Annotated in this window: 19 protein-coding genes; 8 read left to right on the forward strand and 11 right to left on the reverse strand. The window is 60.6% G+C overall.

Annotated elements, in window-relative coordinates:
• Positions 1-91 precede the first annotated feature (91 nt).
• Positions 92-490, forward strand: a complete 399-nt coding sequence (locus ACSBQS_RS13825; protein ID WP_016926776.1) for a YgiW/YdeI family stress tolerance OB fold protein — start codon at positions 92-94, stop codon at positions 488-490.
• A 42-nt stretch (positions 491-532) separates the two neighbouring features.
• Here ACSBQS_RS13825 and ACSBQS_RS13830 read toward each other — a convergent pair whose 3' ends face one another.
• Complete coding sequence (locus tag ACSBQS_RS13830) at positions 533-958, reverse strand: GNAT family acetyltransferase (RefSeq protein ID WP_004936504.1); 426 nt, start codon at positions 956-958, stop codon at positions 533-535.
• Between the two features lie 204 nt (positions 959-1,162).
• On the opposite strand from ACSBQS_RS13830, the gene amiA reads away from it, so the two are divergent.
• The 3 genes from amiA (at position 1,163) to ACSBQS_RS13845 (ending at position 3,485) form a co-directional block, all read left to right on the forward strand.
• Positions 1,163-2,044 (forward strand): N-acetylmuramoyl-L-alanine amidase AmiA, encoded by an 882-nt coding sequence (gene amiA, locus ACSBQS_RS13835; protein ID WP_033652564.1) that lies wholly within the window; start codon positions 1,163-1,165, stop codon positions 2,042-2,044.
• 65 nt (positions 2,045-2,109) lie between these two features.
• Positions 2,110-3,030, forward strand: a complete 921-nt coding sequence (gene hemF / locus ACSBQS_RS13840) for an oxygen-dependent coproporphyrinogen oxidase (RefSeq protein ID WP_434990821.1) — start codon at positions 2,110-2,112, stop codon at positions 3,028-3,030.
• Entirely contained in the window at positions 3,030-3,485 is a 456-nt protein-coding gene (locus ACSBQS_RS13845; protein ID WP_004936514.1) for a YaiI/YqxD family protein, read from the forward strand. The genes hemF and ACSBQS_RS13845 overlap by 1 nt, the downstream gene beginning before the upstream one ends.
• Positions 3,486-3,507: 22 nt before the next feature.
• On the opposite strand, the gene ACSBQS_RS13850 is transcribed toward ACSBQS_RS13845, so the two are convergent.
• The 4 genes from ACSBQS_RS13850 to ACSBQS_RS13865 form a co-directional block, all read right to left on the reverse strand.
• Positions 3,508-5,748, reverse strand: coding sequence for a TonB-dependent receptor domain-containing protein (locus ACSBQS_RS13850; protein WP_434990823.1), 2,241 nt, complete (start codon positions 5,746-5,748; stop codon positions 3,508-3,510).
• A 122-nt stretch (positions 5,749-5,870) separates the two neighbouring features.
• Entirely contained in the window at positions 5,871-7,997 is a 2,127-nt protein-coding gene (locus tag ACSBQS_RS13855; protein ID WP_084587972.1) for a S9 family peptidase, read from the reverse strand.
• Between the two features lie 54 nt (positions 7,998-8,051).
• Positions 8,052-8,849, reverse strand: a complete 798-nt coding sequence (locus ACSBQS_RS13860) for an energy transducer TonB family protein (RefSeq protein ID WP_033652568.1) — start codon at positions 8,847-8,849, stop codon at positions 8,052-8,054.
• Positions 8,850-8,951: 102 nt separating this feature from the next.
• Entirely contained in the window at positions 8,952-9,791 is an 840-nt protein-coding gene (locus tag ACSBQS_RS13865) for a ChaN family lipoprotein (protein WP_213588111.1), read from the reverse strand.
• Positions 9,792-9,968: 177 nt separating this feature from the next.
• Between ACSBQS_RS13865 and mmuP the strand changes: the two genes are divergently transcribed.
• Positions 9,969-11,378 carry an S-methylmethionine permease gene (gene mmuP, locus ACSBQS_RS13870; RefSeq protein ID WP_033643976.1) on the forward strand — a complete coding sequence of 470 codons (1,410 nt, stop codon included), beginning with the start codon at positions 9,969-9,971 and terminating at the stop codon, positions 11,376-11,378.
• Complete coding sequence (gene mmuM, locus ACSBQS_RS13875; RefSeq protein WP_434990826.1) at positions 11,368-12,306, forward strand: homocysteine S-methyltransferase; 939 nt, start codon at positions 11,368-11,370, stop codon at positions 12,304-12,306. The genes mmuP and mmuM overlap by 11 nt, the downstream gene beginning before the upstream one ends.
• 49 nt (positions 12,307-12,355) lie before the next feature.
• Here the strand turns inward: mmuM and maeB are convergent, their stop codons facing one another.
• The 5 genes from maeB to ACSBQS_RS13900 form a co-directional block, all read right to left on the reverse strand.
• Positions 12,356-14,635: an NADP-dependent oxaloacetate-decarboxylating malate dehydrogenase gene (gene maeB, locus ACSBQS_RS13880; RefSeq protein ID WP_016926766.1), complete on the reverse strand. Its 2,280-nt coding sequence runs from the start codon at positions 14,633-14,635 to the stop codon at positions 12,356-12,358.
• Between the two features lie 215 nt (positions 14,636-14,850).
• Positions 14,851-15,024, reverse strand: a complete 174-nt coding sequence (lysC, locus tag ACSBQS_RS13885; RefSeq protein ID WP_434990829.1) for an Rz1-like lysis system protein LysC — start codon at positions 15,022-15,024, stop codon at positions 14,851-14,853.
• Entirely contained in the window at positions 15,005-15,385 is a 381-nt protein-coding gene (locus ACSBQS_RS13890) for a DUF2570 family protein (RefSeq protein ID WP_197778117.1), read from the reverse strand. The genes lysC and ACSBQS_RS13890 overlap by 20 nt, the downstream gene beginning before the upstream one ends.
• Positions 15,382-15,783, reverse strand: coding sequence for a M15 family metallopeptidase (locus tag ACSBQS_RS13895; protein WP_033643981.1), 402 nt, complete (start codon positions 15,781-15,783; stop codon positions 15,382-15,384). The genes ACSBQS_RS13890 and ACSBQS_RS13895 overlap by 4 nt, the downstream gene beginning before the upstream one ends.
• Complete coding sequence (locus ACSBQS_RS13900) at positions 15,773-16,099, reverse strand: phage holin, lambda family (protein ID WP_434990833.1); 327 nt, start codon at positions 16,097-16,099, stop codon at positions 15,773-15,775. The genes ACSBQS_RS13895 and ACSBQS_RS13900 overlap by 11 nt, the downstream gene beginning before the upstream one ends.
• Positions 16,100-16,392: 293 nt before the next feature.
• On the opposite strand from ACSBQS_RS13900, the gene ACSBQS_RS13905 reads away from it, so the two are divergent.
• A complete protein-coding gene (locus ACSBQS_RS13905) occupies positions 16,393-17,892 on the forward strand; it encodes a glycosyl hydrolase family 18 protein (RefSeq protein ID WP_342164074.1) in 1,500 nt (499 codons plus the stop codon).
• Positions 17,893-17,977: 85 nt separating this feature from the next.
• Here ACSBQS_RS13905 and ACSBQS_RS13910 read toward each other — a convergent pair whose 3' ends face one another.
• A complete protein-coding gene (locus tag ACSBQS_RS13910; RefSeq protein ID WP_025303805.1) occupies positions 17,978-18,919 on the reverse strand; it encodes a LysR family transcriptional regulator in 942 nt (313 codons plus the stop codon).
• Positions 18,920-19,323: 404 nt separating this feature from the next.
• Here ACSBQS_RS13910 and ACSBQS_RS13915 point away from each other — a divergent pair, with 404 nt between their 5' ends.
• Positions 19,324-19,917, forward strand: coding sequence for a lytic polysaccharide monooxygenase (locus ACSBQS_RS13915; RefSeq protein ID WP_033643984.1), 594 nt, complete (start codon positions 19,324-19,326; stop codon positions 19,915-19,917).
• The last annotated feature ends 15 nt before the right edge of the window (positions 19,918-19,932 follow it).

Consider the following 19,932-nt stretch of genomic DNA (forward strand, 5'->3'; position numbering starts at 1 on the left):
CTCTTAAGATCGGTGTGTTTTAATCTTTATCACTTAGCAAGCCCCCGATATCAGCGGGATGTGATTTTCGATAACGATAAGGAAGCGCAACATGAAAAAACTGACTCTGGCCGCTCTGATCGCGCTGTGCAGCGCACCGGTACTGGCGCAACAAGGCGGGTTCCTCGATCCGGCCGCGCCGCAGGCTCAAACGCAAACCACCGCACAAGGTGGTTTCTCCGGCCCCAGCGCGGCGCTGACCACCGTGGACAAGGTGAAATCGCTGAGCGACGACACCTGGGTGATGCTGCAAGGCAACATCGAGCAGCGCATCGGCGACGATACCTACACCTTCCGCGACGCCACCGGCACGCTGACGGTCGAGATCGATCGCAAGCGCTGGAACGGCCAAACCGTCACGCCGAAAGACAAAGTGCAGCTGGAAGGCAAAGTGGATAAAGACTGGAGCAGCGTCGAAGTGGACGTGAAAACCGTCAAAAAGCTGCCGTAATGCGTTGCGGCGGGCGGGGCAACGCCGCCGCCCGCCGCTCGATCAATATTCCTGATCTTCGATCAGCCGCTTGCCCAGGCTGGTGATGCCCTGGATCTCGTAGCCGAGCTTCTCGTACATCTCGACCACCGTGTCGTTGTCTTCGCGCACCATAATCTGGATCTTCGGGCAGCCGCGGGCGATCAGCTTCTTCTCCAGACGATTGATCAACGCATTGGCGATGCCGCGCCCGCGATAGTCGGGATGCACCCCGAGGTAATACGCCGAGCCGCGGTGGCCGTCATAGCCGCCCATCACCGAACCGACCACTTCGCCGCCGACTTCCGCCACCAGGAACAGCTCAGGATCGTGGTTCAGCTTGCGCTCGATGTCCATTTCCGGATCGTTCCAGGGCCGCAGCAGATCACAGCGCTCCCACAGGGTAATGACTTCTTCAAAGTCGTCTTGTCGAAATACGCGAATTTCCATCGATGTTGGCCGCTGTTAATTAAGGTGTTTATCTGATTATCGCGTGATTATTCACTTACGCAATATCAAACTGCGATTTACCGCGCTATTTGCCCCGAAATCGCCGGTAACAGGCGTAATAAATGGAAATAGTTATCGGGTCGATTAATGATTATCAATACGATATAACGTCGCGAAATAGAATCGTCGATGGAGCGTTGCGTAATGAAAAAGCAGGGTAAACAATTCCTCAATTTTAAGCCGCTTGCCGTTTCCCCGACGCGACGCCAACTGTTGCTTTCCGGCCTGGCGGTAGCGCTGTTCGGCGTGAAAAACCCAAGCGCCAAGGCGGAAGGCATGCTGCGCAATCAGCACAGCAAACCGGCGGCGAAACCGGCCGGCGGCAAAAAGCGGGTGATGATCGATCCCGGCCACGGCGGCATCGACTCCGGCGCAGTCGGCCACGAAGGTTCGCAGGAAAAACACATCGTGCTGGAAATCGCCAACCACGTGCGCCGTTTCCTGCATGAGCACGATCACATCGAGGCGCGCCTGACGCGCGAAGAAGACGAATTCATTCCGCTGTTCCAGCGGGTGGAGATCGCCCACCAGCACCAGGCCGATCTGTTCATTTCCATTCACGCCGACGGTTTTACCAGCCCGTCGGCCTCCGGCGCTTCGGTATTCGCCCTCTCCAACCGCGGCGCCAGCAGCGCCATGGCGCGCTACCTGTCCAACCGTGAAAACGCCGCCGACGACGTAGCGGGCGGCAAATACAAGGATCAGGACAACTACCTGCAGCAGGTGCTGTTCGATCTGGTGCAAACCGACACTATCAACAACAGCCTGACGCTCGGCCGCCACGTGCTCGGCCAAATTCGTCCGGTACACCATCTGCACAGCGACAGCACCGAACAGGCGGCGTTCGCGGTGCTGAAATCCCCGTCCATCCCCTCGGTGCTGGTGGAAACCTCGTTCATCACCAACCCGAACGAAGAACGGCTGCTGGGCACCACCGCGTTTCGCGAGAAAATCGCCCGCGCCATCGCGGACGGCATCGTCAACTTCTTCGACTACTTCGACGCACACCAACGCAAACCCCGCTGATGCCGCGGGCGGCGAATAAGAGTATACTCAGCGCCTTGTTCAGCCAGACGCTATAAAGACCCCGCATGAGTTTACCTAACATCGCTGAAGTAAAATCCTTCCTGCTGGCGCTGCAGGATCATATCTGCGCGCAGCTCGCCCAGGCCGATGGCGGCGCCGTGTTCACCGAAGACCAATGGACGCGTGAAGAAGGCGGCGGTGGCCGCAGCCGCGTGCTGACCAACGGCGCGGTGTTCGAACAGGCGGGGGTCAACTTCTCGCACGTCTCCGGCGCCACCCTGCCGGCCTCGGCGACCGCGCACCGTCCGGAACTGGCCGGGCGCAGCTTCCAGGCGATGGGCGTCTCCCTGGTTATCCATCCGCTCAGCCCCTATGTGCCCACCAGCCACGCCAACGTACGCTTTTTCATCGCTGAAAAGCCGGGCGAAGCGCCGGTGTGGTGGTTCGGCGGCGGTTTTGACCTGACGCCGTTCTACGGTTTCGCAGAGGATGCCGTGCACTGGCACCGCACCGCGGCCGAGCTGTGCGCGCCGTTCGGCGACGAGGTCTACCCCAAATATAAACAGTGGTGCGACGATTACTTTTTCATCAAGCATCGCAACGAAGCGCGCGGCATCGGCGGCCTGTTCTACGACGATCTGAACACCCCGGATTTCGACCATTGTTTCGCCTTCACCCGCGCGGTGGGCCAGGGCTTCCTCGACGCCTACCTGCCGATCGTCGAAAAACGCAAGGCCTTGACCTGGGGCGAGCGCGAGCGCCAGTTCCAGCTGTATCGCCGCGGCCGCTATGTGGAGTTCAACCTGGTGTGGGATCGCGGCACGCTGTTCGGACTGCAAACTGGCGGGCGCACCGAGTCCATCCTGATGTCGATGCCGCCGTTGGTGCGTTGGGAATATAACTACCAGCCGGAGGCCGACAGCCCGGAAGCGGCGCTGGCGCGCGATTTCCTGCCGGTGCGCGACTGGCTGCGGGAGAAGAAATGATGCAGATTTGGGTCGATGCGGACGCCTGTCCGAACGTGATCAAGGAAGTGCTGTTCCGCGCCGCCGATCGCACCGCCATCACCGTGACGCTGGTGGCGAACCAACCGCTGCGCACGCCGCCGTCGAAGTACATCCGTTCGCTGCAGGTGGCGGCCGGCTTCGACGTGGCCGATAACGAGATCGTGCGCCGCTGCGAAGCGGGCGATCTGGTGATCACCGCCGACATTCCGCTGGCGGCGGAGGTGATTGAGAAAGGCGCGGTGGCGCTGAACCCGCGCGGCGAACGCTATACGCCGGACACCATTCGCGAGCGCCTCAACATGCGCGATTTTATGGATACCCTGCGCGCCAGCGGCATTCAGACCGGCGGCCCGAACGCCCTGAACCAGCGCGACCGCCAGCAGTTCGCCAACGAGCTGGACAAATGGCTGCTGCAGGCGAAACGGGCGCAGTGACTGCGCCCTGCTCTGCTGCGGTTTAGAAGCGCACCTCCCCGCCGAAGATATAAGTCCGCCCACGGGCGGTGTTGGTCGGCGTCTCATACTGCGACTGCGACGGCAGCGAGTTCATCTTGTTCAGCGCGTCCGAATAGTCTCTGTCCATCAGGTTTTGCACGCTGAGCTTCAGCAGCAGATTGCGATTCACCTGATAGGTGCCGTACAGATCGATAATGGTCGGAATATGCGGCGCCGGCTCCTTCAGCAACTGCTCATTCTCATCGTAATCAGAGTCCGGCGACAGACGCACCGACTTGCCGGTGTATTTCACCACCCCGCCCAGCGTCAGTTTTTCGTCCAGCAGGCGCACCCCGCTGTCCAGCGTGAAGTAGAGTTCCGGCAGCTCGCTGATATCGCCCGCGCCGAATACGTTGCTGGCCTGGTTGGTCGGCTGGGAGGTATGCTCCTTGCTTAACGACAGTTTGGTGAAGGCGAAACCGGCGTCGTACAGCGCTTCAAGCTCCACCCCGCGCGTTTTGACCGGATCGGGAGCATTGCTGTACATGGTCATGCTGACGTTAATGTCCGCGTTATCCCACTCTTCCTGCGTCGCCTGCGAACGGTTGCACTTCTGACGGTTTTTACACACCAGGTAGGTTTGGCTGGATATGTAGTTTCTGATCTTGGTTTCGAAATAGACCGCTTTCAGTTGGAAGCTGTCCTGCTTGAACAACAGATCGTGGGCATTGGCGTTGAACCCGCCCTGCCAGGTCTCCGCTTTTTCACCCTTCAGGAACGGGTTCATCGACTGGCCGCCGCTGTTGGCGAAGAACACTTCCTGGATATTCGGCCCGCGCATCGACTTGCTGTAGCTGACGAACGGCTGCAGCCACGGCGTCACCTGCGCCGACAGCATGACCGACGGGTTGAAGCCGTGTTCATTGCGGTTGATAGTGCCGGCGCCCTGAGGGAAGCACTCTACGCGCTCATCACAGGCCGGCTTGTAGCCGGAGAGGCGATAAGCGGTGTAGTTCAGGTCGAAATTTCCCTGCCAGATGCCGTAGTTGGCCTGCAACCCACTGTACAGGCTGGAGATATCTTGTTTGCCGGCAATGCCCACCGGCATGCTTTCCGCCTGATCCTGATCCGTCACCAACCCGGATGCCTTTTTCTTATACTCGTTGCGCACCAGCTTGCCGCCGTAGCTGAAGGCGAAATCAATATCCCGCAGGCTGAAACGGCTGGTGTTGTTGATATCCAGCGCATCGGAAATGTTTTTCGCCGTGCTGTCGCTGAACCCCGCCATGTTGTTGGACATGAACTTCTGCTCACCGCGGCTGGTGCTGGCGGTCAATTTGAAATCGATCAGTTCCGAGAACGGCGCGTAGTGGTATTTGAGGTAAAAATCGTCGCTGTCGATGTGGCGGCGGGTGATTTTATTCTGGTAGCTGCGCGCCGACAGTTCGATGCTGTTGAAGGCATCCGGCTTGATGTCCACTTTGAACAGCTGGGATTTTGGGTTCTGGCGGTAGGTTTTATCGACGTTGAACATCTCGCTGTCGAAACCGGCGCCGTTTTTGTAGTTAGAGGTGATGGAGCTGCCGCTGATCGCCGCCATCGCCCCCAGGCTGCCGCCGTCGGCAAAGGCGGCAGTTTTGGCACCCACGGCGATCATGCCGCTGCGGCCGATGCCGTTATTGCCCACCGAGAACTTGGTGCGTACGCCGAACGGGTTATCGGAAAACACCACGTCGTCCACGCCGATGGTGCGGAAATTGGCGCTGCCCGCCAAGGCATTCACCCCGTCGGAACCGGTGGCGTTGCCGCGCGCCACATCGACGCCGACGATAAAGTTAGGATCGATCAGCGCCCCGAACTGGCTGGTGGGCATGCCGCCGTGCGCTGCATCGCTCGGGGAGTTGCCGTAGTAGTTTTGCGTGATGCCGTCGACCATGGTGTTGACCCGGCCGAAGCCGCTCAGGCCGCGAATATTGACGCTGACCGATCCCTGGCCGGGGTCGATCTGGGTATAGGTGCCCGGCATGCTGCGCAGAATGCTGTCCACCGACTCCAGATTTTGGTTCTCGTCGCGCGAGCTGAACGCGCCCGGCCTCGCCAACGCGTCTTTTTCGCTGCTTTTGCCGCCGTCGGCGGCCGAGACGTTGAGCGGGCTGAACGCCACGCTGCCTTTATTGTTTTCCGCCTGTTCCTGCGCGGCCACAGCCTGCCCGTGCAGCACCAGTCCCGCGCCGATCAGGCTCGCTATCATTTTAATTTTCATATATCCCCAGAAATAGCCAATAAGGTTTGATGGCCGACAATGCCCAGCAAAAGCCCGCCGAAAGCGCGGTATAAAAGGTTGTTATTGTTTTATTGCGCCGCAGCGTGCCGCGGCGCTGAAGGTTATTTCTGCGCCTGCCGATCCGCTGCCAAAATAAAGGCGTACTCCAGCGCGCCGTTTTCCAGCCGCGCCAGGCGGCCCGATTTGCCACCGTGGCCGGCGGTCATGTCGGTGGAGAGCAGCAGCAGCGAATCGCCCTGTTTGAAAAGCCGCAGCTTCGCCACCCATTTGGCCGGCTCCCAATACTGCACCTGCGAATCGTATAAACCGCTGGTGACCAGCAGGTTCGGGTAACGCTGTTTGCGCACATTGTCATACGGGCTGTAGGACTTCATCAGCGCATAGGCGGCCGGCTGGTGCGGGTTGCCCCACTCCTCGTATTCGCCGGTAGTGAGCGGAATGCTGTCGTCCAGCATGGTGGTCACCACGTCGACGAACGGCACCTGCGCCACCACCGCGTTGTACAGCTGCGGCGCCTGATTGATCACCGCCCCCATCAGCAAACCGCCGGCGCTGCCGCCCATGGCGTAGATGCGCCCCGGCTGGCCGTAGCCGCCGTTGATCAGCGCCTGGGTGGCGTCGATGAAATCGTTGAAGCTGTTCGGTTTGTGCGTCAGCTTGCCCTGTTTGTACCAGTTCTGCCCCAGTTCGCCGCCGCCGCGCACGTGGATCAGCGCATAGACGAAGCCGCGGTCCAGCAGGCTGATGCGGTTGGCGCTGAACGCCGGATCCATGCTCATGCCGTAAGCGCCGTAGCCGTACACCAACAGCGGGTTATGCCCGTTTTTGAACAGCGACTTGCGATACACCAGCGAGACCGGCACCTTCACGCCGTCGCGCGCCGTGACCCAAATGCGCTCGCTGTGATACAGGCTGGGATCGACGCCTTTCACTTCCTGCTGCTTGAGCAGAGTGCGCTCGCCCTTGTTCAGGTCCCATTCATAGGTGCGGGTCGGCGTGGTCATCGCCGAATAGCCGTAACGCAAACGATCGCTGTCCGGCTCCGGGTTATAGCCCAGCCAGGCCATGTAGCTGGCGTCGTCGAACGGGATGGCGCGCTCGGTTTTGCCGTCCCAGCTGATTTGCCGCAGCTGCACCAGCCCGTTGGCGCGTTCCTGCACCACCAGCCAATCGCGGAACAGGCTGAAGCTTTCCACCTCGTGCTGCGCCTGCGGCGCAATCAGCGTCTGCCAGGGGTTGCCCGCCGCCGCCGTGCGGTACAGGCCGAAGTTCGGATCCTGATGGTTGGAACGCAGATAGAACTCGCCGCGGTAGTGATCGAGATAATACTCGCGGCCGTTTTGCCGGGCGGCGAACAGCTGAGGCTCGCGCTGCGGCTGGTTGGCGTCGATCAGGCGCACTTCGGACGTGGTGTTGCCGCTGATGGTCAGAATCAGGTAATCGCGCGAAGAAGAACGGCTGAGGCTGAGGTAGAACGCCGGATCGTTTTCCTGATACACCAGTTTATCTTCCGCCGGCGGCGTACCGTACTGATGGCGGTAGACCTGGTACGGCAGCAGCGTTTGCGGGTGGTTGCGCACGTAGAACAGGGTTTGGCTGTCGTTGGCCCACACCATGTTGCCGGAGGTGTTTTCCAGCGTTTCCGGCGACCAGCGTTCGCTGTCTATCTCGCGCAGGGAGATGCGGTATTGGCGGCGGCCCTGCAGATCTTCGGCCACCGCCAGGCGGCGGTTGTCCAGGCTCACGTCCAGCGCCCCCAGGCGATAATAGGCATGGCCGGCCGCGCGCTGATTGGCGTCCAGTAAGGTTTGCCACGGCGCGTCGGCGGTGAGCGCCTGGCGCTGATACCGCGCGAAATCTTTACCGGCGGCGTAGCTTTCCTGATAGCGATAGCCGTTGAGCTGATACGGCACCGAACGATCGTCAGGGTTCATGCGGCCCAGCATCTCCTGATACAGCGTGGCGCGCAACTTCTGGTACGGCGCCATCATCTGCTCGGTGTAGCGGTTCTCCGCCTTCAGGTAGTCCAGCACCTTCTGATCTTTTCGGCTGTCGTCGCGCAGCCAGTAGTAATCGTCGGTACGCGTCTCGCCGTGGGCCGTCAGCGCTTTCGGCGCCCGTTCCGCCAACGGCGGCTGCGGTTGCGCCAGCGCGGCGCCGGCGATGCCTAAAGAAAGCCAGAGCGCGGCCGCGATGCGACGGCGCGGGGTAAATAACAGCGGATTCATAATCCCTCACGAAGTTTGAAGAGCCGGACGGCGGCGCTGCCGCGTCTGCGGGCATTAACGGCGGGCATTCAGCTCCGCCAGATTGAAATCGATCGGCATCCTTACCCTGACGGCCCCCTTCTGGAGCATCTCCGGCGGCGGCGGCGGCAACGGCTGCGCGCGCGACACCACCGCCACCGCTTCCCGATCCAGCGACGCGGTGCCGGAACGGATCTGCAGGGTCACGTTCGACACCCGCCCCTGCGCATCGACGCTAAAACTGACCTGCGGCATGCCGCTGCGCCGGCGGTTGCGGGCATCCAGGGGATACTCTTTGATGCGGTTCAGTTTGCCCTTCACCAGGCTCTCCCACGACAGCTTGGCCTGCGCGTTGCTGTTGGCGTCGCTGTTGATCGGGGCGGCGGTGTGGTGAGAGAGCGTCTGCGCCTGCGGCGCGGCGGCGCTGGACGCGGCGGCGTTGCGCGTCTCTTTCGCCTGTTCCTGCGGCTTCGGCTGCGCTTTTTGCGGGGGACGGTGCTCGGCGCGCTTCTTGTCCGCCGTCACGATCTTCGCTTTATCGGCGCGCGCCAGCTTGGGCAGATCCGGCTGTTGCTGCTGCTCCGCCGGCTGCGCCGCAGCGGATTCCGCCTGCTGCACGCCCAGCGGCAACGGTTTGCTTTCCGGCGCTTCAATCTGCGCCGCCCAGCTCATCATCACCGCCGGCGGCGGCAGCTCGACCGGCTCGAGCGCCCTCTGCGGCCAATAAAACAGCAGAACCAACGCCGCGTGCGCCGCCAGGGCGAGCAGCAAGCCGCGCGCCCAGCGCGGCTGCGGCAGCGCAAAGGCCGGAGGGGGATAAGACTGACTTAACATAGGGGCATTAGCTTACTTAATTGCGAATGATTGCAGATCACATTTACTAATGATAATCATTTGCAACTATAATTAACACCCCTTTTCACTGCCTTAACGTATTCATTTCACTGATGGTGTGATCCACAGGTAGTCCGCCGTGTGCGCGTCAACCTGTACGCCCGGCTCCGCCAGCATCAGCACCGTCGGCGCCGCCGCCGGTTGCAGATCCCGCACGTGCAGCGGCACGCCCACCGATTTGGCGGCGTGATAACCGCCGGCGATCAATAGCGCGGGCGTCGGCGCCGCCAGCAGGCGCTCCGCCATGCGCCTATCGCGCTGCTGCTGGATCGCCAGCATCGCATGCAGCTGCGCGGCCTCAATCTGGCCGCCGTGCGAAGTGCGGATAGTCTCTTCCAGCGCCTTGCGCACCGCCGGCTGCGACGAGAGCTGCCCCGCCGGGAACTGCGGCTGCTGATAGAACGCCGCGATCTCGCTGCGATCCAGGTTGGCCGACCACAGCGGGTAAGGCGCGCGCATCGCCGCCATCGTCACCCCGCCATACAGCGCCCATTTCCAGCCCGGCTGCCAGGCGATCAGCTCCGCCACGCGGCCGTCACGCACCGTGGGATCGCTCTGCAGCCACTGCTTGACTTTGTCGACCTGCGCCTGCTGGTTCGGGTTGATCATCTCCATCAGCACGCTGCCCTGCGGCCGCCATTGCGGCAGCTGCTGCACCAGCCATTGCTCAATCTGATGGTGGTAAGGATTGTCATGCTTTTCCCCGACGATCACCCGCGGCTGCTGCGCCAACCGCGTCAACAGCTGCTCGGGCGTCAGGGTCGCGCCGCTGTGCAGATCGGTGATATTCCCCAGGCTCGCGACGTCGCTGGCCGGCGTCTTCACCGGCGTTTGGCTGCAGGCGCCGAGCGCCAACGCCGCCAATAAAATCAGATATCTCATCATGTTGCCCCATTAGCGAAAATGGCGACATTATAGATAATAATTATCATTTGCATATAGATCTGGCCTGACGATTTTTTTACGCGGCGATCGCCGGTGACGCATTGCGTTGAAACGGCATTGCGGGTATAACCAATAGCCATTCAGATATTTAGACGTCTATATGGATAGATTATTATGCACTCATCGGCGCCCGCCGCAGGGCAGTTCAAACGCAGCATGAAGGCCCGGCATCTGGTGATGCTGTCGCTGGGCGGCGTGATCGGCACCGGGCTGTTTTTCAATACCGGCTACATCATCTCCACCACCGGGGCGCTCGGCACGCTGCTGGCCTACCTGATCGGTGCGCTGGTGGTGTATCTGGTGATGCTGTGCCTGGGCGAGCTGTCGGTGGCGATGCCGGAAACCGGCGCCTTTCACGTCTATGCTTCGCGCTATCTGGGGCCGGCCACCGGCTATGCCGTCGCCTGGCTGTATTGGCTCACCTGGACGGTGGCGCTGGGCTCCAGCCTGACCGCGGCCGGATTCTGCATGCAGTACTGGTTCCCGCAGTCGCCGGTGTGGCTGTGGTGCCTGATCTTCTGCGCGGCCATTTTCCTGCTCAACGTCGTGACCACCCGTTTTTTCGCCGAAAGCGAATTCTGGTTTTCGCTGATCAAAGTGGTGACCATTCTGGCGTTCATCATTCTGGGCGGCGCCGCCATGTTCGGCCTGCTGCCGATGAAAGACGGCACCCCGGCGCCGTTCCTGCACAACCTGACCGCTTCCGGCTGGCTGCCGCACGGCACGCTGCCGATCCTGATGACCATGGTGGCGGTGAACTTCGCTTTCTCCGGCACGGAGCTGATCGGTATCGCCGCCGGTGAAACCGAGAACCCGGAGAAAGTCGTGCCGCTGGCGATCCGCACCACGGTGATCCGCCTGATGCTGTTCTTTATCGGCACGGTGTTTGTGCTGGCGGCGTTGATCCCGATGGATCAGGCGGGGATCGTCAAAAGCCCGTTCGTGCTGGTGTTTGAACGCATCGGCGTGCCTTACGCCGCCGATATCTTCAACTTCGTGATCCTGACCGCCATCCTGTCGGCGGCCAACTCCGGCCTGTACGCCTCGGGGCGCATGCTGTGGTCGCTGGCCCACCAGCGCACCCTGCCGGCCTACTTTGCGCGCGTCAATGCGCGCGGCATTCCGATCAACGCCCTGACCTTCAGCATGCTCGGCGGCGTGCTGGCGCTGCTGACCAGCGTGATCGCGCCGGATACGGTGTTTGTCGCCCTGTCGGCGATCTCCGGCTTTGCGGTGGTGGCGGTGTGGCTGAGCATCTGCGCCGCCCACTATGCTTTCCGCCGCGCCTATCTGCGCAGCGGCCAGCCGATAAACGGCCTGAAATACCGCGCGCCCGGCTATCCATTGACGCCGATCCTCGGCTTTGCGCTGTGCCTGCTGGCCTGCATCGGGCTGGCGTTCGATCCGGAGCAGCGCATCGCGCTCTACTGCGGCCTGCCGTTCGTCGCCCTGTGCTACCTCACCTATTTCCTGACCCGGCGCGCCGGGCAAAAAAACGCTTTGGGAGAACAACATGTCGGTTAACAACCCCGTCGCTCGTTTGCTGGCCGAACGGCCGACGCTGATCCTGGACGGCGCGCTGGCCACCGAGCTGGAAGCGCGCGGCTGCGATCTGACCGATCCGCTGTGGTCGGCCAAGGTGCTGATTGAAAATCCCGAGCTTATCTATCAGGTCCACCTCGATTATTTCAACGCCGGCGCCCAGTGCGCTATCACCGCCAGCTATCAGGCCACGCCGCAGGGCTTCTCGCGCCGCGGCCTGGATCAGGCTCAGTCGCTGGCGTTGATCGCCAAAAGCGTGCAGCTGGCGCAGCGCGCGCGCCGCGATTATCTGGCCGCGCACCCGCAGGCGGCGCCGCTGTTGATCGCCGGTTCGGTGGGCCCGTACGGCGCCTATCTGGCCGACGGCTCGGAATACCGCGGCGACTACCGGCTGGCGCAGGATGACTTCATTGCCTTCCACCGCCCGCGCATCGCCGCGCTGGCCGCCGCCGGCGTCGATCTGCTGGCCTGCGAAACGCTGCCGTCGTTTGCTGAACTGCAGGCGCTGCTGACGCTGCTGCAGGAGTTCCCGACGCTCGGCGCCTGGTTCGCCTTCACCCTGCGCGACAGCCAACACCTCAGCGACGGCACGTCGCTGACTGAGGTCCTGTCCGCGCTGCGCGGTAACCCGCAGGTGCTGGCCATCGGCATCAACTGCATCGCGCTGGACAAGGTCGCCCCGGCGCTGCGTCAGCTGAGCGCGCTGGCCGACAAACCGCTGCTGGTCTACCCGAACTCCGGCGAGCACTACGATGCGGTGAGCAAAACCTGGCGCGCCTGCGGCGGCGAGCACGGCAGCCTGGCCGATCAGGCGACAGAGTGGCGCACGCTCGGCGCACAATTGATTGGCGGCTGTTGTCGCACTACGCCGCAGGATATTCGCGCCATCGCTGCACGCTACAAGGCATAAAAAAGCCCCCGGCGCCAACGGCACAGGGGGCCAGTCATTCAACCCGGGCTTACAGCGGTTCGGTCTGGGCTTCCACCACCGCCAGCGCCACCATGTTGACGATGCGGCGCACCGAGGCGATCGGCGTCAGGATGTGCACCGGTTTGGCCACCCCCATCAGCACCGGCCCGACGGTCACCCCTTCCGAGCAAGAGACGCGCAGCAGGTTGTAGCTGATGCGCGCCGCTTCCATGTTCGGCATGATCAGCAGGTTGGCCGAGCCTTTCAGCGGGCTGTCCGGCATCAGATCGTGACGGATGCTTTCCACCAGCGCGGCGTCGCCGTGCATTTCACCGTCGATCTCCAGCTCCGGCGCCAGCTCGTTCACCAGCTCCAGCGTTTTACGCATCTTGCGCGCCGCCGGGCAATCAGACGAGCCGAAGCTGGAGTGAGACAGCAGCGCCACCTTCGGCTCGATGCCGAAACGGCGCACGGTTTCCGCCGCCATCAGGGTGATCTCCGCCAGCTGTTCCGGCGTCGGATCGTCGTTGACGTAGGTGTCGGCGATGAAGGTGTTGCCGCTCGGCAGCAGCAGCGCGTTCATCGCGCCGGCGACGTGCGCGCCTTCACGGAAGCCGAACACGTTCTTCACCACGTCGTAATGCTCGTGGTAGCTGCCGATGGTGCCGCAGATCATCGCGTCCGCTTCGCCGCGGTGCAGCATGATGGCGGCGATCAGCGTCGGGTTGCCAATCACCGCGCGGCGCGCCTGCTCTTGCGAAACGCCGCGGCGTTTCATGATCTGGTAGTACTCGCCCCAGTATTCGTTGAAGCGCGGATCCGACTCGTTGTTCACCACTTCGAAATCTTTGCCCGGCGTCAATTGCAGGCCCAGCTTTTTCAGGCGCATCTCGATCACGCTCGGACGGCCGACCAGGATCGGGAAAGCCAGCCCCTGCGACACCAGCTCTTGCGTGGCGTGCAGCACGCGCTCTTCCTCACCTTCCGCCAGCACCACCCGCTTCACCTCTTTGCGCGCCTGCGAGAAGATCGGTTTCATGAACAGATTGGTTTTGTAGACGAACTCCGCCAGCTTCTCCACGTAGGCGTCGAAGTCTTCGATCGGGCGCGTCGCCACGCCGGAGTCCATCGCCGCCTTGGCCACCGCCGGCGCGATCTTGACGATCAGACGCGGATCGAACGGTTTCGGAATGATGTATTCCGGCCCGAAGGAGAGATCCTGATCGTCATACGCGGAGGCCACCACGTCGCTCTGTTCCGCCAGCGCCAGATCGGCGATGGCATGCACGCAGGCCAGCTTCATCTCTTCGTTGATGGTGGTGGCGCCCACGTCCAGCGCGCCGCGGAAAATGAACGGGAAGCACAGGACGTTGTTCACCTGGTTCGGGTAGTCGGAACGGCCGGTACAGATGATGGCGTCCGGGCGCACCGCTTTGGCCAGCGGCGGCAGAATTTCCGGTTCCGGGTTGGCCAGCGCCATGATCAGCGGATCGCGCGCCATGGTTTTCACCATATCCTGCGTCAGCACGCCCGGGCCGGAGCAGCCGAGGAAGATGTCGGCGTTCGGGATGGCGTCGCCCAGCGTGCGCTGGCCGTTATCCTCGATGGCGTAGGCGGCTTTGGTCTGTTCCATATTGGCGTCGCGGCCTTTATAGATGACGCCCTTGGAGTCGCAGACGGTGATGTTCTGTTGACGCAGCCCCAGCGCCACCAGCAAGTTCAGGCAGGCGATGGACGCCGCGCCGGCGCCGGACACCACCAGCCGCACGTCGGAGATGTTCTTCTTCACCACGCGCAGGCCGTTGAGCACCGCAGCGGTGGTAATGATCGCCGTGCCGTGCTGGTCGTCGTGGAACACCGGGATCTTCATGCGCTCACGCAGTTTCTGTTCGATGTAGAAACACTCTGGCGCCTTGATGTCTTCCAGGTTGATGCCGCCGAAGGTCGGTTCCAGCGCGGCGATAATGTCGATTAATTTGTCAGGGTTATGCTCATCCACTTCGATATCAAATACATCGATACCGGAAAACTTCTTGAACAAAACGCCCTTGCCTTCCATCACCGGCTTACCGGCCAACGCGCCGATATTGCCCAGACCCAGTACCGCCGTGCCGTTGGAAATCACCGCCACCAGGTTGCCGCGCGCGGTGTATTTGTAGGCCGCCAGCGGATCTTCGGCGATCTCGAGGCAAGGCGCGGCGACGCCCGGCGAATAGGCCAGCGCCAGATCGCGCTGGGTCGCCAACGGTTTGGTAGGGGAAACCTGGATCTTCCCTGGGACAGGAAACTGATGGAAATCAAGGGCACTCTGTTTGAGCTGTTCGTCCATTATGGATTCCTTTGTTTTTTGCTTTTATGTTGAGGTAAGGCTTTGAGGCTGCGCCCTGCCGTGGGCCATGGCGCCCAATTACAATGACAGGGCACAGCCTTGAAGTATAGTGAGAGAAACATCACAAACTTTGAAGCGCGCCATAACCTTGGTCGAAAGAGCGTTTTAAAAGTAAAAAAAGAAGGCCTGCGGGACAAGTCAGACAAGCGCCGCCGTCAGCGCGGCGGCAGCGTGGCGCGCCAGGCGTTGAGCGTCTCCGCCTGGCCGGCGCAAATGTGTAACGAGGTTTGTAATGCCAGGACATAGCTCACCGCATCGCCCCAAGTCTCCCCCTGCAACTGCGGCTGCTCACAGGGAGCAAATACCGACTCAGGGGGCAACAGCGGCACGGCCTGCGGCGCCGGCGGCCGGGCGCAGGAGCTCAAGCACAGCGCCAGGCAGAGGCCGAGCGGCGCAGGGATCGTTTTTAATCGCTTCACGGTATTTCCTCTGATAAGCCTCGTGTTGCTGGCGCAGCTGCTGTTCCTGCCGCTGCTGCGCCGCCATCAGCGCGCGGTTTTGCGCGTCCTGTGTCTGCAGGGTGGCGATCAGCCCCGCCTGCTGCGCCAGGCTTTTTTGCAGTTCCGCCGCCTGTTGTCGCGCGGACGCCAACTGGTGCGACAACAGCGAGCTGTAGCCGCCGAGGCAGATAGCCGCCAGCAACAGCAGCAGCAAGCCGCCCTGCATCAGTTTTTGCAGCCAGCCGCTCATGCCGGATAGTCCCGAAACGGCAGCTGGAAGTGCGGGCCGTCCTTGAGGGTCTTCCATTCGCCGCCCCATTCGACGTTGATGCCGCATTCACGCGCCGCGCGCCGCACCGCCACCGCAATTTGCGCGTAGTAATCCCACTCCCAGGAGACCACGCCCGCCGGCATCGCCACCACGTCCACCGCGTGTCCGGTCAGATGGCGGCTGCGCAGCGTTTGGCTGTTGCCGGCGCGCACCATTTCCCGCTGGCGCGCCATGCTGCGCAGCCCCTCGCTGACGGAAAACGGCACCAGGGAATAGCGCAGCGCCAGACGAATAACGCGCACCAGATCCGGATGCACGCCGCGCAGGTTCTCTTCGCTGCGGGCGGTAAAGCGAATCTCTTCGATGTCATTTAACATTTTTAAACCCCGTTTTTTTGCCGATGAATTTTTTAATTAAGGCGTTGATGTAATCCGCCCCCATAAAGCCAATCAATACGCTGGCCAAATTCGCCCAGTTTAATTCCAGGCCCATCAACGCCAGCGCATCGCGCACCGTCCAGGCCAATAACGCGCACATCGCCGCATTCAATAAACGTCGCCGAATATCCACGTTGCGATAGGCGCCGTGTAATAGCGCCATCACGCCGGCCAGAATGGCGTTCAATACCGGCTGAAGATATTCACATACTCGCTGGACTATTAAGCCAACAGCGTCAGGCTCTATGCTGGACATAGCTCATCTCCTTTTTTATTTTTAATTAAATGCCAATCACGGCCGGTGGGACATCGGATACTCAGAATCTAGTTAAGGATGCTATTACAAAGCAAATGAATAAATACAGGCCCTATGGTCGAATTCATTCATGCTGAATGCTGGCACAACACATAAACGCCAAGGCAGGCGGCAGTGAATAAAAAATTCATTCTTATCGTGATTTGTTTCGACTGTTATTTCCGCGAAAAATAAACATTAATGGCAACGGGAAATATTTCCCCACCGAAAAACATCCACTCTGGAGAAATGCCATGTCCACACGTAAAGCCGTTATTGGGTATTATTTTATTCCGACCAACCAAATCAATAATTACACCGAGACCGATACGTCTGTCGTGCCGTTCCCGGTTTCCAACATCACGCCGGCCAAAGCCAAACAGCTGACGCACATTAACTTCTCGTTCCTGGATATCAACAGCAATCTGGAATGCGCCTGGGATCCGGCCACCAACGACGCCAAGGCGCGCGATGTGGTCAACCGTCTGACCGCGCTCAAAGCGCACAACCCCAGCCTGCGCATCATGTTCTCCATCGGCGGCTGGTACTACTCCAACGATCTGGGTGTGTCGCACGCCAACTACGTCAACGCGGTGAAAACCCCGGCGTCGCGCGCCAAGTTCGCCCAATCCTGCGTGCGCATCATGAAGGATTACGGCTTCGACGGCGTGGACATCGACTGGGAGTACCCGCAAGCCGCGGAAGTGGACGGTTTCATCGCCGCGCTGCAGGAGATCCGCACCCTGCTGAACCAGCAAACCGTCGCCGACGGCCGCCAGGCGTTGCCGTACCAGTTGACCATCGCCGGCGCCGGCGGCGCCTTCTTCCTGTCGCGCTATTACAGCAAGCTGGCGCAGATCGTCGCGCCGCTCGATTACATCAACCTCATGACCTACGATCTGGCCGGCCCCTGGGAGAAAGTAACCAACCACCAGGCGGCGCTGTTCGGCGATGCGGCCGGGCCGACCTTCTACAATGCGCTGCGCGAAGCCAACCTGGGCTGGAGCTGGGAAGAGCTGACCCGCGCCTTCCCCAGCCCGTTCAGCCTGACGGTCGACGCCGCGGTGCAGCAACACCTGATGATGGAAGGCGTGCCGAGCGCCAAAATCGTGATGGGCGTGCCCTTCTACGGCCGCGCCTTCAAGGGCGTCAGCGGCGGCAACGGCGGGCAATACAGCAGCCACAGCACGCCGGGCGAAGATCCGTACCCGAACACCGATTACTGGCTGGTGGGCTGCGAAGAGTGCGTGCGCGACAAGGATCCGCGCATCGCCTCCTATCGCCAACTGGAGCAGATGCTGCTGGGCAACTACGGCTATCAGCGGCTGTGGAACGACAAGACCAAAACGCCTTACCTGTATCATGCGCAGAAAGGGCTGTTCGTCACCTATGACGATGCCGAGAGCTTCAAATACAAAGCGAAATACATCAAGCAGCAGCAGTTGGGCGGCGTGATGTTCTGGCATCTGGGGCAAGACAACCGCAACGGCGATCTGCTGGCCTCGCTGGATCGCTATTTCAACGCCGCGGACTACGACGACAGCCAGCTGGATATGGGCACCGGGCTGCGCTACACCGGCGTCGGCCCCGGCAACCTGCCGATCATGACCGCGCCGGCCTATGTGCCGGGCACCACTTACGCGCAGGGCGCGCTGGTGTCCTATCAGGGTTACGTCTGGCAGACCAAATGGGGTTACATCACCTCGGCGCCCGGTTCTGACGGCGCCTGGCTGAAGGTGGGCCGCGTGGCGTAAGCCGTAAAAAAACCCCGTAGCCGAATGCTGCGGGGTTTTCATTGAGTTAACCGTTTGATTTTCGCGTCCCTTCGTCTCTATTCCTTCAGTTGTGGCACCAAGGATAACCGCCATCCCGCACCACTTCGCGGCCCATCAGGCTGTAGACATCGCTTTTGCGCGTCAGCCGCTCATGCCACCAGTTAAACCCGGCGCCCTTGCTGGCCGGGTGCCACGCCAGCCAAATCATTTCGTCGCCTTTTTGCATCTCTACCGGCACCGTCACCAGTTCGCCGCTGGCCAATTCCTTTTCGATCAAAGCAGGCGGCAGAAAAGCGTGGCCGATGCCGCGCTTGAGCAGCGCCAGATTGCTTTCCACATCGCATACCACCAACTGACGCTGCAAGGGCAGCGTGCCGTGATTGCGTTTGGGCAGCTCATGGCTGCTGTCGGCGATCACCACCACGATGTCGTTCAACCGCTGTTTCTTGCACACCGGCTTTCTCTGCGCCGCGAACGGGTGCGAAGGCGACACGCACAGCACAAAGTTGAGCTTGCCGAGCATCAGGGTTTTGGCCTGCACGCTGTCGGGAATTTGGCCAATGGCGATGATCAGATCCGCCCGGTTGTTCTTCAGCGCATCCCAGGTGCCGTTCAACGCTTCTCGCTGCACCGAGATACTGGCGTTCGGGCAATGCTGAATATAGTCGCGGATATCCTGCGTCAGGGTTTCCAACGGGAAGAAGGTGTCTACCGCCAGGCGGATATTATTGTCCAGCTTGGGGATGTTGCGCACCCGGCTTTCCAGATCCTGCACCGCATTTAATATCCAGCTGCCTTCCTGCAGGAGAAATTCCCCTTCATCCGTCAGGGTAATCATGGGGCCATTGCGATGAAAAAGTTTCACGCAGAGTTTGCTTTCAATATTGGAAACCCGATAAGAGATCGCCGAAGGCGTTTTATGCAGCGCCTCCGCCGCCATAGAGAAAGAACCGGTGCTCTTGATGGTGCTGATTATTTTAATCGCGTCCAGGGATAATCTAGTCATACAAATTCCTCTTTAAAATAAAATAAGAAAAATGACACTAAATTCCCAAGGTGGTGGCGCACAAAAATCGATCAAATCGAACAAGGGTACTCATAGCAACAAGCAATATACTTCATAAATGAGAGCGCTATCTTAAATACTATTCATCACGACCTGATATAAAATTCATCATAGCGCCCTACTTTTACACAGCGACAGTTAAATAAATTCAGCCTAACGATCAAAGATCGTCATCATAATAATTTTCGTTAATAGCCGTTAAAACATTCCGCTCTATCGCACGACCAGAATGATAAAAATAAAACAAGCCGACAAGAAGAGTTATTTCTAATTGCGTTATTAGTCTCTCATTTTGTCGGTGAAATACGCTCAACTTACAACATAATTTCAGTCAGGAGTGACTTATGAACAAAACTTCCCGTACCCTGCTCTCTCTGGGCCTGCTGAGCGCGGCCATGTTCGGCGTTTCGCAACAGGCGAATGCTCACGGTTATGTCGAGTCGCCGGCCAGCCGCGCCTACCAGTGCAAACTGCAGCTCAACACCCAGTGCGGCAGCGTGCAGTACGAACCGCAGAGCGTCGAGGGCCTGAAAGGCTTCCCGCAGGCCGGTCCGGTTGACGGCCATATCGCCAGCGCCAACAAGTCCACCTTCTTCGAACTGGATCAGCAAACGCCGACGCGCTGGAACAAGCTCAACCTGAAAACCGGCCCGAACTCCTTTACCTGGAAGCTGACCGCGCGTCACAGCACCACCAGCTGGCGCTATTTCATCACCAAGCCGAACTGGGACGCTTCTCAACCGCTGACCCGCGCTTCCTTTGACCTGACGCCGTTCTGCCAGTTCAACGACGGCGGCGCCATCCCTGCCGCGCAGGTCACCCACCAGTGCAACATACCGGCAGATCGCAGCGGTTCGCACGTGATCCTTGCCGTGTGGGACATAGCCGACACCGCCAACGCCTTCTATCAGGCGATCGACGTCAACCTCAGCCACTGATCCGTCAAAAGGGGG

Source organism: Serratia sp. H402Y (genome assembly GCF_051172415.1).
Taxonomy (GTDB): Bacteria; Pseudomonadota; Gammaproteobacteria; order Enterobacterales; family Enterobacteriaceae; genus Serratia; species Serratia ureilytica.

Bases quoted from the DNA above. Each gene is read 5' to 3' on its own strand.
- ACSBQS_RS13825 (WP_016926776.1), top strand. From the start codon at position 92: ATGAAAAAACTGACTCTGGCCGCTCTGATCGCGCTGTGCAGCGCACCG.
- ACSBQS_RS13830 (WP_004936504.1), bottom strand. From the start codon at position 958: ATGGAAATTCGCGTATTTCGACAAGACGACTTTGAAGAAGTCATTACC.
- amiA (WP_033652564.1), top strand. From the start codon at position 1,163: ATGAAAAAGCAGGGTAAACAATTCCTCAATTTTAAGCCGCTTGCCGTT.
- hemF (WP_434990821.1), top strand. From the start codon at position 2,110: ATGAGTTTACCTAACATCGCTGAAGTAAAATCCTTCCTGCTGGCGCTG.
- ACSBQS_RS13845 (WP_004936514.1), top strand. From the start codon at position 3,030: ATGCAGATTTGGGTCGATGCGGACGCCTGTCCGAACGTGATCAAGGAA.
- ACSBQS_RS13850 (WP_434990823.1), bottom strand. From the start codon at position 5,748: ATGAAAATTAAAATGATAGCGAGCCTGATCGGCGCGGGACTGGTGCTG.
- ACSBQS_RS13855 (WP_084587972.1), bottom strand. From the start codon at position 7,997: ATGAATCCGCTGTTATTTACCCCGCGCCGTCGCATCGCGGCCGCGCTC.
- ACSBQS_RS13860 (WP_033652568.1), bottom strand. From the start codon at position 8,849: ATGTTAAGTCAGTCTTATCCCCCTCCGGCCTTTGCGCTGCCGCAGCCG.
- ACSBQS_RS13865 (WP_213588111.1), bottom strand. From the start codon at position 9,791: ATGAGATATCTGATTTTATTGGCGGCGTTGGCGCTCGGCGCCTGCAGC.
- mmuP (WP_033643976.1), top strand. From the start codon at position 9,969: ATGCACTCATCGGCGCCCGCCGCAGGGCAGTTCAAACGCAGCATGAAG.
- mmuM (WP_434990826.1), top strand. From the start codon at position 11,368: ATGTCGGTTAACAACCCCGTCGCTCGTTTGCTGGCCGAACGGCCGACG.
- maeB (WP_016926766.1), bottom strand. From the start codon at position 14,635: ATGGACGAACAGCTCAAACAGAGTGCCCTTGATTTCCATCAGTTTCCT.
- ACSBQS_RS13890 (WP_197778117.1), bottom strand. From the start codon at position 15,385: ATGAGCGGCTGGCTGCAAAAACTGATGCAGGGCGGCTTGCTGCTGCTG.
- ACSBQS_RS13895 (WP_033643981.1), bottom strand. From the start codon at position 15,783: ATGTTAAATGACATCGAAGAGATTCGCTTTACCGCCCGCAGCGAAGAG.
- ACSBQS_RS13900 (WP_434990833.1), bottom strand. From the start codon at position 16,099: ATGTCCAGCATAGAGCCTGACGCTGTTGGCTTAATAGTCCAGCGAGTA.
- ACSBQS_RS13905 (WP_342164074.1), top strand. From the start codon at position 16,393: ATGTCCACACGTAAAGCCGTTATTGGGTATTATTTTATTCCGACCAAC.
- ACSBQS_RS13910 (WP_025303805.1), bottom strand. From the start codon at position 18,919: ATGACTAGATTATCCCTGGACGCGATTAAAATAATCAGCACCATCAAG.
- ACSBQS_RS13915 (WP_033643984.1), top strand. From the start codon at position 19,324: ATGAACAAAACTTCCCGTACCCTGCTCTCTCTGGGCCTGCTGAGCGCG.